We start from the raw sequence: 14,058 nt of genomic DNA, 5'->3' as shown, positions 1-14,058 counted from the left end.
CTACAATTGCAGCGTCGGCGCGACTTCACGCGCGACATTGACCAGCGCCGCGATCAGCGGCGTCATCGGATCGCGCTGCGGGATCACCATGCCGATGCTGTAATTGACCTCGGGGTCGACGATCGGGATCGAACGCACGGTATCGGACAGGCCAAGCGTCTCGGCGAGCTTGGCCGGCATCACGCTCGCCCAGCGTCCCGTCTTCACATGCGTGAACAGCACGAGCAGCGAGTTCGATGTCAGCGTCGGGGTCGCCTCCGCGCCGACCGAGCGCAGCGCGCGGTCGATGATGCGGCGATTCTGCATGTCGGGCGTGAGCAGGCACAACGGCACCTGCCCGACCTCGGTCCAGGTCACCGTCTCGCGATCACCGAACATCGCATCCGGCGCGGTGAGGAGACGATAGCTCTCGTTGTAGAGCGGAATGGTGCGCACCTTCCCGATCGGCTCGTTCTCGATATAGGTCAGCCCCGCGTCCACCTCGAGATTTTCGAGCAGGCCCAGCACCTCCGATGAGGTCGTGGACTGGATGCGGAAGCGCACCTCGGGATGCCTGGCGCGAAACGGCGTCGTCAGCGCGGCCACCATGCCGAGCACAGTCGGGATCGCCGCGATGCGAATCTCGCCCGAGAGCTTCTCCTTCAGCGAGTTGATCTCCTGGCGCATCGCGCGGGCATCGCCCACGATCCGCCGCGCCCAGTCCAGCGCCCGCTCGCCTTCCGGCGTAAAGCCCTGGAAGCGGGAGCCACGCTGGACCAGCATCACGCCGAGGATCTCCTCGAGCTGCTTGAGCCCGGTCGACATCGTCGGCTGGGTGACCCCGCAGGCTTCCGCCGCGCGTCCGAAATGCCGTTCCTTCGCCAGCGCCAGCAGCAGTTCAAGCTTGTCGATCAACCGGACGCCCCCTCGAATTCTGTCGTGGCATGCAAGCTAGCACGGCAGGTCCTTGCCAACACGGAAAAACCGGCAGGCGAAATACGATTAATTGCGTTTCCAAATCGATCGATTGCATCTGCCAATCGATCTGAATTCGCAATCGCAGCATGAGACAGCTTTATTGATCTTCGAATGATTCCAAATAGTTTGCGAGGCAGGAACGCTCAATTTGAGAACGAAGAATGACAGCGGTTTACGAGCCTTGTTACGAGCCTTGGAACGAGACGCGCGGCGCCGAGATCATCGCCGAACATGCAAGGCAGGAGGGCGCGACGCTGGTCATTCTGCACGCCCTTCAAGAGGCGTTCGGCTACGTGCCGGAGGCAGCCATTCCCATGGTGGCGCAGGCGCTCAATCTGTCGCGCGCCGAGGTGCATGGCGTGTTCACGTTCTATCATGATTTCAGGCACAAGCCGGCCGGCCGCCACGTGCTGAAGCTTTGCCGCGCCGAGGCCTGCCAGGCTGCGGGCGGCGATGCGCTGGCGGCGCGTGCCGAGGCCAGGCTCGGCGTGTCGCTCGGCAACACGACGGCCGATGACCGCGTCACGCTGGAGCCGATCTACTGCCTCGGCCTGTGCGCGACTGCGCCGTCGGCGATGCTCGACGGCCGCCTCGTCGGCCGGCTCGACGAGAAGCGCCTCGATGCGCTGGTTGCGGAGGCGCAGCGATGAGCATGCGTCTCTTCGTCTCACGCGATGCGGGTGCGGTCGCCGTCGGCGCCGATGAGGTTGCACTGGCGCTGGAACAGGCCGCGGCCAAGCGTGGTGTCGCCGTCGAGATCGTCAGGACCGGCTCGCGCGGCATGTACTGGCTGGAGCCGCTGGTCGAGGTCGCGACGCCGCAGGGCCGGATTGCGTTCGGCCCGGTCACCGAGACCGATGTGCCCTCCCTGCTCGACGCGCTCGCCGGCAATACGCCGCATCTGCTGCGGTTGGGGGCGACCGACGAGATTCCCTGGCTGAAGCGCCAGACCCGCCTCACCTTCGCCCGCTGCGGCGTGGTCGATCCGCGCTCGCTCGACGACTATCGTGCCCATGGCGGCTACAAGGGCCTGCTGCGCGCACTGTCGCTCGGCTCGGACGCGATCCTCACCGAGGTCACCGCATCGGGCCTGCGCGGCCGCGGCGGCGCGGGCTTTCCGACCGGCATCAAGTGGAAGACGGTTGCCCAGGCCAAGGCCGACCGCAAGTTCATCGTCTGCAACGCCGACGAAGGCGACAGCGGGACCTTCGCCGACCGCATGATCATGGAAGGCGATCCGTTCCTGGTGATCGAGGGCATGACCACCGCCGGCATCACCGTCGGCGCAACCAAGGGCTACATCTACATCCGCAGCGAATATCCGCACGCGGTCGAGGCGATGAATGCCGCCATCAAGGCTGCGAAGGGCGGCGGCTATCTCGGCGACAAGATCGGCGGCTCGACCTACAGCTTCGACCTCGAAGTCCGCGTCGGCGCCGGCGCCTATGTCTGCGGCGAGGAAACGTCGCTGCTGGAGAGCCTCGAAGGCCGCCGCGGCATCGTGCGCGCCAAGCCGCCGCTGCCGGCCCATCACGGCCTGTTCGGCAAGCCGACCGTGATCAACAACGTGCTGTCGTTCGCGGCGATCCCCTTCATCCTCGCCGAAGGCGCCAAGGCCTATGCCGATTTCGGCATGGGCCGCTCGCGCGGCACGATGCCGATCCAGCTCGCCGGCAATGTCCGCTATGGCGGCCTGTATGAGACCGCGTTCGGCGTGACGCTGGGCGAGCTTGTCGACGATATCGGCGGCGGCACGTTCACGGGCCGCCCGGTCCGTGCGGTGCAGGTCGGCGGGCCCCTTGGCGCCTATTTCCCCCGCGCCCTGTTCGACACCCCGTTCGACTACGAGGCCTTCGCCGCACGTGACGGGCTGATCGGCCATGGCGGCATCGTCGTGTTCGACGACAGCGTCGACATGCGCAGGCAGGCGCGCTTCGCGATGGAGTTCTGCGCCGTCGAATCCTGCGGCAAGTGCACGCCCTGCCGCATCGGCTCGACCCGCGGCGTCGAAACCATCGAGAAGATCATCAACGGCGAGCGCGTCAGCGAAAACCTCGCGCTCGTCGAAGACCTCTGCAACACCATGAAATTCGGCTCGCTCTGCGCGCTCGGCGGCTTCACGCCCTACCCGGTGCTCAGCGCATTGAAGCACTTCCGGGAAGACTTCGTCCCGGCGCCGACCACGCTTCAGGCCGCGGAATAGGAGAACGACAATGTCTCTGATCGAAGAAATCGACTTCGGCACGCCGCGCGCCAAATCGGAAACGATGGTGACGCTGACCATCGACGGCAAGGAGATCTCGGTGCCCGAGGGCACCTCGATCATGCGCGCGGCGATGGAGGCCGGTCACCAGATCCCGAAGCTCTGCGCGACCGACATGGTCGACGCATTCGGCTCGTGTCGCCTCTGCCTCGTCGAGATCGAGGGCCGCGCCGGCACGCCGGCCTCCTGCACCACGCCGGTGATGCCGGGCCTCGTCGTGCACACCCAGACCGACCGGCTGAAGAAGCTGCGCAAGGGCGTGATGGAGCTCTACATCTCCGACCATCCGCTCGACTGCCTCACCTGCGGCGCCAACGGCGATTGCGAGTTGCAGGACATGGCCGGCGCCGTCGGCCTGCGCGACGTGCGCTACGGCTACGAGGGTGAGAACCACGTCTTCGCCAAGACGGATGGCTGCACCAACGACAACTGGATGCCGAAGGACGAGTCCAACCCCTACTTCACCTACGATCCCTCCAAGTGCATCGTCTGCTCGCGCTGCGTCCGCGCCTGCGAGGAGGTGCAAGGAACCTTCGCGCTGACCATCTCCGGCCGCGGCTTCGACAGCCGCGTCTCGCCCGGCATGAGCGAAAGCTTCCTCGGCTCCGAATGCGTCTCCTGCGGCGCCTGCGTGCAGGCCTGCCCGACCGCGACACTGACGGAGAAGTCGGTGATCGAGATCGGCCAGCCCGAGCATTCGGTCGTGACCACCTGCGCCTATTGCGGCGTCGGCTGCGCCTTCAAGGCGGAGATGCGCGGCGAGGAAGTCGTGCGCATGGTGCCGTACAAGGACGGCAAGGCCAATCGCGGCCATTCCTGCGTCAAGGGCCGCTTCGCCTGGGGCTACACCAACCACAAGGAACGCATCCTCAAGCCGATGATCCGCGAACGGATCGAGGATCCCTGGCGCGAGGTGTCCTGGGATGAGGCATTCTCCTTCGCCGCTGCCAGGATGCGCGGCATCCAGAAGAAGTACGGTCGCGACGCCATCGGCGGCATCACCTCGTCGCGCTGCACCAACGAAGAAACCTATCTGGTGCAGAAGCTGATCCGGGCCGGCTTCGGCAACAACAATGTCGACACCTGCGCCCGCGTCTGCCATTCGCCGACCGGCTATGGCCTGTCGCAGACCTTCGGCACCTCGGCCGGCACCCAGGACTTCGACTCCGTGGAGAACACCGACGTCGCCGTCATCATCGGCGCCAATCCGGCCTCCGCCCACCCCGTCTTCGCCTCGCGCCTGAAGAAGCGGCTGCGCCAGGGTGCCAAGCTGATCGTGATCGATCCGCGCCGCACCGAGATGGTGGAATCGCCGCATGTGAAGGCGCTGCATCTGCCGCTGATGCCCGGCACCAATGTCGCGGTCGTCACCGCGCTGGCGCATGTCATCGTCACCGAGGGCCTCGTCGACGAAGCCTTCGTGCGCGAGCGCTGCGACTGGACCGAGTTCGAGGAATGGGCCGCCTTCGTCGCCCAGCCGAACAACAGCCCGGAGGCAACGGCGATCCTCACCGGCGTGGACCCCAAGGCGCTGCGCGAAGCCGCCCGCATCTACGCCACCGGCGGCAACGGGGCGATCTATTACGGCCTCGGCGTCACCGAGCACAGCCAGGGTTCGACCACGGTGATCGCGATCGCCAACCTTGCGATGGCGACCGGCAATATCGGTCGTCCCGGCGTCGGCGTGAACCCGCTGCGCGGCCAGAACAACGTGCAGGGCTCCTGCGACATGGGCTCGTTCCCGCATGAGCTGCCGGGCTACCGCCACATCTCGGGCGATGCCGTGCGCGACCAGTTCGAGGCGCTCTGGAACGTCAAGCTCAACCCCGAGCCGGGCCTGCGCATCCCCAACATGTTCGATGCCGCGATCGAGGGCACGTTCATGGGCATCTACGTGCAGGGCGAGGACATCCTCCAGTCCGATCCCAACACCAAGCACGTCGTGGCGGCGCTGTCGTCGATGGAATGCGTCATCGTTCACGACCTCTTCCTGAACGAGACCGCGAACTACGCCCATGTCTTCCTGCCCGGCTCGAGCTTCCTCGAGAAGGACGGCACCTTCACCAACGCCGAACGCCGCATCCAGCGCGTGCGCAAGGTGATGACGCCGAAGAACGGCATGGCCGACTGGGAGGTCACCATCGGCCTTGCCAAGGCGATGGGCTTCGAGATGAACTACGGCCACCCGTCCGAGATCATGGACGAGATCGCGGCATTGACGCCGACCTTCACCGGCGTCTCCTACGCCAAGCTCGACGAGCTCGGCTCGGTACAGTGGCCGTGCAACGAGAAGGCTCCCGAGGGCACGCCGGTGATGCATATCGACGGCTTCGTCCGCGGCAAGGGCAAGTTCATCGTCACCGAATATGTCGCGACCGACGAGCGTACCGGCCCGCGCTTCCCGCTGCTGCTCACGACGGGGCGCATCCTCAGCCAGTACAATGTCGGCGCGCAGACCCGGCGCACTGAGAACGTGGTCTGGCATGCCGAGGATCGGCTGGAGATCCACCCGCACGATGCCGAGCAGCGCGGCGTGCGCGACGGCGACTGGGTACGGTTGAAGAGCCGCGCCGGCGAGACCACGCTGCGCGCGGAGATCACCGATCGCGTCGCGCCGGGCGTCGTCTACACCACCTTCCACCACCCGGACACGCAGGCCAACGTCATCACGACGGAGTATTCGGACTGGGCCACCAACTGTCCCGAATACAAGGTCACGGCGGTGCAGATTTCGCCGTCGAACGGCCCGTCCGACTGGCAGAAGTCCTATGATGCGCAGGCGCGACACTCCCGCCGCATCGCGCCTGCCGAAGCCGCGGAGTAACCGCATGCACGTGCCGGTTCAGGCTATCGACCGCGAGATCTGGCGCAACGGCGTGGCGTCGGAGGGGACGCGGCTGATCCCGGAGGAGACGCCGCTGGCGCTGACCTATAATGGCGGCACCTATGCCGTCATGATGGGGACGCCGCAGAACCTCGAAGACTTCGCCGTCGGCTTCAGCCTCAGCGAAGGCATCGTCGGATCGGTCGACGACATCCGCTCGCTCGAAATCGTCCGCCTCGACGACGGGATCGAGTTGCGCATGTGGCTTGCGCCGGACGAGGCCGCGCGCATCAGCGAACGGCGGCGTCATATCGCCGGCCCGACCGGCTGCGGCATCTGCGGCATCGAGTCCATTGCCGAAGCCGTACGGCCCGCGGCCGTCGTGCCGCACGGGCAGACCTTCACGCCCGAGCAGATCATGACGGCGATGCAGGCCATCGCGCCGCTCCAATCGATCAACATGCAAACCCGCGCCGTTCACGCCGCCGCGTTCTGGTCCCCTGCCGGCAACATCGTCGCGTTGCGCGAGGATGTCGGCCGCCACAACGCGCTGGACAAGCTCGCAGGTGCGCTGGCGCGGAGCCGCACGGATGCGCGCGGCGGCATGGTGCTGCTGACGAGCCGCGTCTCGGTCGAGATGGTGCAGAAGACCGCCGCGATCGGCGCGCCGCTGATGGTTGCGGTCTCCGCGCCGACCGCGCTCGCGGTCCGCACGGCCGAGGCCGCCGGCATCACGCTGATCGCCATTGCCCGGCAAGACGGGTTCGAAGTGTTCACGCATGGCGGCCGCATCGTCGCCTGCCATGCCACGGAGGTTGCCGATGTCGCCTGACCGCCTGATCTACATGGCCAACCAGATCGGCAGGTTCTTCCAGAGCCAAGGCCACGACAAGGCCGTGCCGGGAATCGCCGAGCACATCAAGAAGTTCTGGGATCCCCGGATGAAGCGCGCGATCTTCGCCCATCTCGACACGGGCGGCGCTGGCCTGGAGCCGAACGTGCGCGAGGCCATCACCTCGCTGAAGCAGGCGACGTCGCTTCCAACAGCGTCCTGAACACGCGCCGCACCTCGCTCTGCGTCTCCTTCACACGCGCCTCCAGCGACGAGAAGTCCGGCGCATCGCCGGCGCGCGCCATCACGCGTTGTAGATCGGTGCCGGCGGTTTCCGGCTTGAAGCCGTCGCTGACGCAGAGCCGCAGGATCTGGGTCAGGTCGTAATAGAGCCGCGCTGCGGCACGCAGGATCTCGGCCTCCGACTGCGGCAGCACGCCGAGCCTCGCCGCATTGTCCAGCACCTGAAGCGTGCTGACGTCGAGGATATCCGGCTTATGATGGGCATGCACGAGCTGGAGATATTGCGCGATGAAGTCGATGTCGATCATGCCGCCGGCGGCGTATTTGAGATCCCAATAGTCGGTCTCGCCTTTCTCCTGGCCGATCGCGCGCCGCATGTCGGCGACGTCGTTGGCGATGATCGCAGGGTCGCGGCGGCGGGTCAGGACATCGCGGATGACGCGCGCGATCCGGTCGCCGAATTCAGGCGAAGCCGACACCACGCGCGCACGCGTCAGCGCCATGTGCTCCCAAGTCCAGGCCTCGTTGGCCTGGTAATCCGCGAAGGAGGCGAGGCTCGAGGCCACCGGGCCGGCGCGCCCCGACGGGCGCAGCCGCATGTCGATCTCATAGAGCACGCCGTAATTGGTGCGCGTCGTGAAGGCGCTGATCAGGCGCTGGGTGAAGCGGGCGAAATAATGCGCGCCTTGAAGCGACTTCGGCCCATCCGAGTCCGGATTCTCGCTGTCGAAATCGTAGAGCAGGATCAGGTCGAGATCGGACGAGGCGGTCATTTCGCGGCTGCCGAGCCGGCCCATCGCGATGATCGCCGTCTCCTGCCCCTCGATCCGGCCGTGCTGGGCGGCAAAACGATCGGCGACGAGACCATGCACGGTGTGGACGATTCCTTCGGCGACGTCGGCAAAGGCCGTGCTCGCCTGCTGCGCCGAGACCGTGCCGGAGAGGATACGCGTGCCGATCAGGAACAGGCTCTCCTGCCCGAACAGGCGCAGGCGATCCAGGAACTCCTCATATGAGGCGGCATCCTGCACGGTGGCAGCGAGCCGCCCCGACAATTCCCGCCTGTCCGGCATCGCGCCGAAGAAGCGCGGATCGATCAGCCCGTCCATGAGCTGCGGCTGCCGCGCCAGCATCTCGCCGAGCCGCGGCGCCGCGCCCAGCACCAGCGCCACGAGCGCGACGAGATCGCGGTTCTGGCCAAGCAGCGTGATCAGCCGGCCGCCACGCTGGAGCGCCCCAAGGAAATGATCGAACGCCACAACGGCGCGGTCCGGCTCCTCGGCGTGGGCGAGGCCGTCGATCAGGGCCGGCACGAATTCGATGAAGGCGCTTCGTGTCGCCTCATTGCGGAATACGCGATAGTCGCCCGTGATCCAGTCGCGCACCGTCTGTGCCACGGCGGCGGGCTTCTTGAAGCCGAGCGTCGTCAGGTGCTGGAGCAGGCGCGGATCGTCGGGACCTGCACTGTAGTCGAGCGCCGGCAGCTTTGCCGTGCCGGTCGGATCGTCGCCCTCGAACAGCTTCTCGTAGTGCCCCTGCACGATCTCGAGCTGCCGCAGCAGATCGCGGGCAAAGGCCTCGCGATCCGGATAGCCGAAGAACCGCGCAAAGCGCCCGACCGCCTCCTTGTCGTCGGGCAGCGCATGGGTCTGCTCGTCCGCGATCATCTGGAGGCGATGCTCGACCCGGCGGAGGAACTCGTACGCCCTGGTGAGCTCGTCACGCGCCGCGAGGGTGATCCATTTGCTGGCGGCAAGCACATCGAGCGCGGCGAGCGTCGGCCGCACCCGCAATTGCGGATGACGGCCGCCGGCGATCAGCTGCTGGGTCTGCGCGAAAAACTCGATCTCACGGATGCCGCCGCGACCGACCTTGACGTTGTGGCCTTCGACCGCGACCTCGCTCTGGCCGCGATAGGTCTGCATCTGCCGCTTCATGTCGTGCACGTCGGCAAGCGCGGCGAAATCGAGATGCTTGCGCCAGACGAAGGGGGCGATCTCGGCGAGCAGCGCCTCGCCTGCCCTGGCATCGCCGGCACAGGCGCGCGCCTTGATCATCGCGGCGCGCTCCCAGGTGCGCCCTTCCCGCTCGTAGTAATGCAGCGCGGCGTCCCGTGAGATCGCCACCTGCGTCGAGGACGGATCGGGGCGCAGCCGCAGATCGACGCGGAAGACGTAGCCGTCATAGGTGCGCTGCTGGAGAATGCGCGCCATGCCTTGCGTCACGCGGACGAAGAACGGCTGCGGCTCGATATCCGGCGCCAGCGTCGTGGCGTCAGGATCGAAGAACACGATGAGGTCGATGTCGCTGGAATAGTTCAGCTCGCCCGCACCCATCTTGCCCATCGCGAGCACGATCAGGCCGCTGCCCTCTTCCGGTGCCTCGGGATTGGGCGGGAATAGTTTTCCACGTGCGGCTTCCTGCCGCAGCAGGTACTGAAGCGCCGCCTGCACGGAGGAGACCGCGACATCGGTCAGCGCCGCCGTCACCCGCATCACCGGCCAGACCCCGCCGATGTCGCACAACGCGGTCAGAAGCGCCGCCTCCGCCTTCATGCGGCGAAGCAGCCGCATCACCTCGGCCTCGTCAGGTGCCGCGAGCACCGCACCTCTCGCCTCCGCGACCAGTGCGGCGAGATGAATATCCGGATCGGATTCCAGCAGCCGGATCAGGCGCAGCGGATCGGCGCGCACCAGATCGAACAGATAGGGCGAGAATTCCGCGATGCCGGCGAGGATATTCCGGGCGAAGGGATGAACCAGCAGCGCTTCGAGACGAGCCGATTGCGCCGGCTCGAGCGCGGCCAGCCAGTCTTCGAAACGTCGTTCGTCGGTTGTGGAAGCGGCAATATGGGGAGCCTCCACGAAGCGCGCGGCCAGGCTCTCACCATGCTTGTCCGCGTTTCCCGGCGCGGAGTGGTTCATGCCACCTTCTGTGGCACATCCGGTATTGGAGGAGCAACCCTGTCGCCCGCGCCCACACGCGCCGGCAGCACCAGCGTGGCGACGAGGCCGGGATGGGCATCGCCCAATCGCAATTCTCCGCCATGCAATGTGGCAACCGCGGCGGCGAGGCTGAGGCCGAGGCCGGAGCCCGGCTGCGTGCGGCTGGCCTCCAGCCGCACGAATCGTTCGACGACGTGCTTGCGATCGGCTTCGGGAATACCGGGGCCGCGATCGGTGACGCTGAGCAGCACCTGGTCGCCCTCGCGCCTGGCCTCGATGAGGATCTGCCCAGAGTCCATGCTGACCACGGTTCCACCGGTCTGCGCGACCGGCTTGCCGTATTTGATCGCGTTCTCGACCAGATTGGCGAGCGCCTGGCTGATCAATTCGCGGTTGGCGTGAACCGGCGTCGGCTCGCATTTGACCTTCAAGGTCATGCCGTCGTCTTCAGCCAGGGGCTCGTAGAGCTCGTGGATGCCGCCTGCGACTTCGGCGGCATCGAAATCGTCCATATTGCCGCGCGCCTGGCCGGACTCGGCGCGCGCGATCATCAGCAGCGCGTTGAAAGTGCGGATCAGCCCGTCCGATTCCTCGATGGTCCGCTCCAGCGCGGCGCGATAGTCGGCCTCGCAGCCGGATTTCGCCAACGCCTCCTCGGCGCGGTTGCGCAAGCGCGTCAGCGGCGTCTTGAGATCGTGGGCGATATTGTCGGTGACCTCCTTCAGCCCCGCCATCAGCGCCTCGATGCGCTCCAGCATGGCATTGAGGTTTTCGGCGAGGCGGTCGAGCTCGTCGCCGCTGCGCCCCACCGGCAGGCGCTCGCTGAGATCGCCGGTCATGATGCGATGCGCCGTGCCGCTCATCGCGTCGATGCGCCTCAGTACCCGGCGCGCGACGAAGACGCCGCCGCCGAGCCCGAGCACGACCACGATCAGAATCGACCATTGCGCGGCCTTGGCGACGATGCCGAACAGGCGCCGCCGCTCGGCGAGGTCGCGGCCGATCAGGAGCCGGAAGCCGTTCTCCAGTTCGGTGACGCGTACGAGCGCACGATGGTCGCGGTCATCCGCGTCCTCGATGCGCCGGTAGGCGGTTTCCGACCAGCCGCGCGTCGCCATCACACCGGGCGCCAGCGAGCCGACATTGCCGGCGATCGCCTGCCCCGTCGGCGTGGTCACGAGATAGAGGTTGGCGCCGGGCCGCAGCGCCCGGGATTCGATCGCCAGCACCAGGGCGCGCAAGCCGCGGCGGCCGTAGAGCTCGTTGATCTCCGAGGTCTCCGCATTCACCGTCTGCGTGATTTCCTCGGTGATCAGCCGGCGCGTATTCCAGGCGAAATAGGCCAGCAGCGAGGCCGCGAACATCGCGAACAGAAACAGGTAGACCAGCGTCAGCCGGAATGCCGTGGTGCGGACGAGTTTACCGAATGCCGTCACGGATCATGTACCCGGCGCCGCGGATCGTGTGCAGCAGCGGCCGCTCGAAACCCTTGTCGATCTTGGAGCGCAGCCGCGAAATGTGCACGTCGATCACGTTGGTCTGCGGATCGAAATGATAGTCCCAGACGTTCTCCAGCAGCATGGTGCGCGTCACCACCTGGCCCGCATGCTTCATGAGGTATTCGAGCAAACGGAATTCGCGCGGCTGAAGCGTCAATTCGTCCTTGCCGCGGGCGACGCGATGGGAGAGCCGGTCGAGCTCGAGATCGCCGACACGATAGAGCGTGTCCTCGGCCGGGCCGCCGCGGCGGCGCGACAGCACCTCGACCCGCGCCAGGAGCTCGGCGAAGGAATAGGGCTTGGGCAGATAGTCGTCGCCGCCGGCGCGCAGGCCCTTGATGCGGTCGTCGACCTGCCCGAGCGCGGAGAGAATTAGCACCGGCGCGGTGTTGCCCTTGTCGCGCAGCGCGCCGATCAGCGACAGGCCGTCGCGCTTGGGCAGCATGCGGTCGACCACCAGCACGTCGTAATCGCCGCTCTCGGCCATGGCGAGGCCCTCCTCGCCGTCGGCGGCGTGGTCGGCAATGTGTCCGACTTCGCGAAACGCCTTCACGAGGTAGTCGGCGGATTCGCGGTCGTCTTCAATGATGAGGAGGCGCATCGTGCGTTCGGCGGCGGTCAAGGAGGTCACCTTCTCTAAACATGGCGCGAGCGGCAATCGCATGCAAGCCGAGTGGGAGAGTCTCGGGTCGAGAAAAAGGCGGGCGGTGAAGCTGGGGGGACCTCACCGCCCTAGGCCTTCCGACGGAGGGGGGCGTAATTCCACCGGAAGGTAGACTGGGGAAGCGAACGTTACGCTGCTCCCCCGAAGGGCGCCGGCGGCTGGGGCGACTGATGCCGGGCGACACCCTTCATTGCGTAGGCCTCCTGAGGGTTACCCCTTGGCGAGGGGAATTGCGACGAAGCGCGACTGGCCGCCGCTCTTCACGCGCATCAGGACGCTGTTCTTGCTGTCGGTCCGCGCCGTGTTGATGGCGTCGCGGACATCGCCGGCGGTGCTCACGCTCTTGCCGCCGACTTCGAGAATCACGTCGCCTTCCTTGAAGCCGCGTTCGGCTGCGGCGCTCTTCGGATCAACTTCGGTAACCACGACGCCTTCCTTGCCGGCGCCGGCCACGGAATTGGCGGGCGCAACCGTCATGCCGAGCTTGGGCACGTCGGTGCCCTTGCTCGCACCCTTGCCGCTGTCATTGTCGATGTCGGCCTTGGCCTCGACCGTGTTCGGCAGCTGGCCGAGGGTGAGGTTCACGACCTTGTCCTGGCCCTTGTGCAGCACGTTGAGCTTCACAGTCGCGCCGGGGGCCAAGCCGCCAATGGTGCGGGCGAGTTCGCGGGCGTCCTTGACGGATTCGCCGTTGACCGCGGTGATCACGTCGCCGGACTCGATGCCGGCCTTCGCGGCCGGACCGTTCGCCTGCGGCTCCGCCACCAGCGCGCCTTCGGCCTTCTTCATGCCGAGGCTGTCGGCGATGTCGGACGTCACCGGCTGGATCTGCACACCGATCCAGCCGCGGCTGACCGAGCCCTTGTCCTTGAGCTGGGCAACGACCGTCTTCACGGTGGAGGCCGGGATCGAGAACGCGATGCCGACGCTGCCGCCGGAGGGCGAGTAGATCGCGGTGTTGACGCCCATCACTTCGCCGTTGGTGTCGAAGGCGGGACCGCCGGAATTGCCCTTGTTCACGGGCGCGTCGATCTGGATGAAATCGTCATAGGGACCGTTGCCGATGTCGCGGCCGCTGGCCGAGACGATGCCGGCTGTCACGGTGCCGCCGAGGCCGAACGGATTGCCGACCGCGAGCACCCAGTCGCCGATCCGCGGCTTGGCGTCGGCAAGCTTGGCGAACGGGAAGTTCGAGCTGCCCTCGACCTTGATCAGGGCGAGGTCGGTGCGCTGATCGGTGCCGATCACCTTGGCGGTATAGGTCTTGCCGTCGTCGGTGGTGACCTCGACCTTGTCGGCGCCGTCGACCACGTGGTTATTGGTCACGGCAAAGCCGTCGGCCGAGATGAAGAAGCCGGAGCCCTGGCCCTGCACGACGCGGCCACGACCACCGCCCTTCAGACCGGGGATGCCGTCCGGACCGCCGAAGCGGCGGAAGAAGCGCTCCATCGGCGAGCCCGGCTGGAACGGCGAGGAGGAATCGTCGCCGTCATCGTTGCTGGCGGTCTTCTCCTTGATGTTGACCTTCACCGAGATCACCGACGGCTTCACGCGCTCGACAATGTCGGCGAAACCGACCGGGCGCTCGACCTTCCGGACCTCGTTGTTGACCTGCGCATGCGCCGGGCTGGAGAACAGGTCGGCCGGCGACACCGACGGGCTGAAGCCGTAGACGGCGGCGCCGAAGCCGGCGACGACCGAGGCCATCAGCGCGATCTTGCGCGCGGAGAAGACCGACCGGCGCGGCTGCCGGTAGGAGGGAAGGTTCGAAAGGTCGGGACGTTCGGTCATGCAGAGATCTCCAGGGCCTTGAAATCGATTTGGTGCCGGA

Annotated in this window: 10 protein-coding genes; 5 read left to right on the top strand and 5 right to left on the bottom strand. The window is 66.6% G+C overall.

Annotated elements, in window-relative coordinates:
• Entirely contained in the window at positions 1-894 is an 894-nt protein-coding gene (locus tag E4K65_RS01435) for a LysR family transcriptional regulator (protein ID WP_027547228.1), read from the bottom strand.
• A 224-nt stretch (positions 895-1,118) separates the two neighbouring features.
• Between E4K65_RS01435 and E4K65_RS01430 the strand changes: the two genes are divergently transcribed.
• The 5 genes from E4K65_RS01430 to E4K65_RS01410 are packed head-to-tail and all read left to right on the top strand — an operon-like array spanning position 1,119 to position 7,099.
• Positions 1,119-1,607: a formate dehydrogenase subunit gamma gene (locus E4K65_RS01430; RefSeq protein WP_027547229.1), complete on the top strand. Its 489-nt coding sequence runs from the start codon at positions 1,119-1,121 to the stop codon at positions 1,605-1,607.
• Positions 1,604-3,160, top strand: a complete 1,557-nt coding sequence (locus tag E4K65_RS01425) for a formate dehydrogenase beta subunit (protein WP_135172581.1) — start codon at positions 1,604-1,606, stop codon at positions 3,158-3,160. The genes E4K65_RS01430 and E4K65_RS01425 overlap by 4 nt, the downstream gene beginning before the upstream one ends.
• A 10-nt stretch (positions 3,161-3,170) precedes the next feature.
• Entirely contained in the window at positions 3,171-6,044 is a 2,874-nt protein-coding gene (gene fdhF, locus E4K65_RS01420; RefSeq protein ID WP_135172580.1) for a formate dehydrogenase subunit alpha, read from the top strand.
• A gap of 4 nt (positions 6,045-6,048) precedes the next feature.
• A complete protein-coding gene (gene fdhD / locus E4K65_RS01415; protein WP_135172579.1) occupies positions 6,049-6,876 on the top strand; it encodes a formate dehydrogenase accessory sulfurtransferase FdhD in 828 nt (275 codons plus the stop codon).
• Positions 6,866-7,099, top strand: a complete 234-nt coding sequence (locus E4K65_RS01410) for a formate dehydrogenase subunit delta (protein ID WP_167770434.1) — start codon at positions 6,866-6,868, stop codon at positions 7,097-7,099. Before fdhD ends, E4K65_RS01410 begins: the two co-directional genes overlap by 11 nt.
• On the opposite strand, the gene E4K65_RS01405 is transcribed toward E4K65_RS01410, so the two are convergent.
• The 4 genes from E4K65_RS01405 to E4K65_RS01390 form a co-directional block, all read right to left on the bottom strand.
• Positions 7,056-10,043: a bifunctional [glutamine synthetase] adenylyltransferase/[glutamine synthetase]-adenylyl-L-tyrosine phosphorylase gene (locus E4K65_RS01405; protein WP_135172577.1), complete on the bottom strand. Its 2,988-nt coding sequence runs from the start codon at positions 10,041-10,043 to the stop codon at positions 7,056-7,058. The two genes, E4K65_RS01410 and E4K65_RS01405, sit on opposite strands and share 44 nt — an antisense overlap.
• Complete coding sequence (locus E4K65_RS01400) at positions 10,040-11,500, bottom strand: sensor histidine kinase (RefSeq protein ID WP_135172576.1); 1,461 nt, start codon at positions 11,498-11,500, stop codon at positions 10,040-10,042. The genes E4K65_RS01405 and E4K65_RS01400 overlap by 4 nt, the downstream gene beginning before the upstream one ends.
• Positions 11,484-12,164, bottom strand: a complete 681-nt coding sequence (locus E4K65_RS01395) for a response regulator transcription factor (protein ID WP_035965648.1) — start codon at positions 12,162-12,164, stop codon at positions 11,484-11,486. Before E4K65_RS01395 ends, E4K65_RS01400 begins: the two co-directional genes overlap by 17 nt.
• A 273-nt stretch (positions 12,165-12,437) precedes the next feature.
• Complete coding sequence (locus E4K65_RS01390; protein ID WP_135172575.1) at positions 12,438-14,018, bottom strand: Do family serine endopeptidase; 1,581 nt, start codon at positions 14,016-14,018, stop codon at positions 12,438-12,440.
• Between the last annotated feature and the right edge of the window lie 40 nt (positions 14,019-14,058).

Origin of the sequence: Bradyrhizobium niftali (assembly GCF_004571025.1) — a bacterium.
In the GTDB taxonomy this organism is placed as follows: Bacteria; Pseudomonadota; Alphaproteobacteria; order Rhizobiales; family Xanthobacteraceae; genus Bradyrhizobium; species Bradyrhizobium niftali.
Note: the sequence above shows the minus strand (reverse complement) of the source record. Positions and strands in the feature narration are given on the sequence as shown.

What these genes read in the sequence shown, in the direction of transcription:
- fdhF (WP_135172580.1), top strand. Translation starts at nt 3,171, where the DNA reads ATGTCTCTGATCGAAGAAATCGACTTCGGCACGCCGCGCGCCAAATCG.
- E4K65_RS01395 (WP_035965648.1), bottom strand. Translation starts at nt 12,164, where the DNA reads ATGCGCCTCCTCATCATTGAAGACGACCGCGAATCCGCCGACTACCTC.
- fdhD (WP_135172579.1), top strand. Translation starts at nt 6,049, where the DNA reads ATGCACGTGCCGGTTCAGGCTATCGACCGCGAGATCTGGCGCAACGGC.
- E4K65_RS01410 (WP_167770434.1), top strand. Translation starts at nt 6,866, where the DNA reads ATGTCGCCTGACCGCCTGATCTACATGGCCAACCAGATCGGCAGGTTC.
- E4K65_RS01390 (WP_135172575.1), bottom strand. Translation starts at nt 14,018, where the DNA reads ATGACCGAACGTCCCGACCTTTCGAACCTTCCCTCCTACCGGCAGCCG.
- E4K65_RS01425 (WP_135172581.1), top strand. Translation starts at nt 1,604, where the DNA reads ATGAGCATGCGTCTCTTCGTCTCACGCGATGCGGGTGCGGTCGCCGTC.
- E4K65_RS01430 (WP_027547229.1), top strand. Translation starts at nt 1,119, where the DNA reads ATGACAGCGGTTTACGAGCCTTGTTACGAGCCTTGGAACGAGACGCGC.
- E4K65_RS01405 (WP_135172577.1), bottom strand. Translation starts at nt 10,043, where the DNA reads ATGAACCACTCCGCGCCGGGAAACGCGGACAAGCATGGTGAGAGCCTG.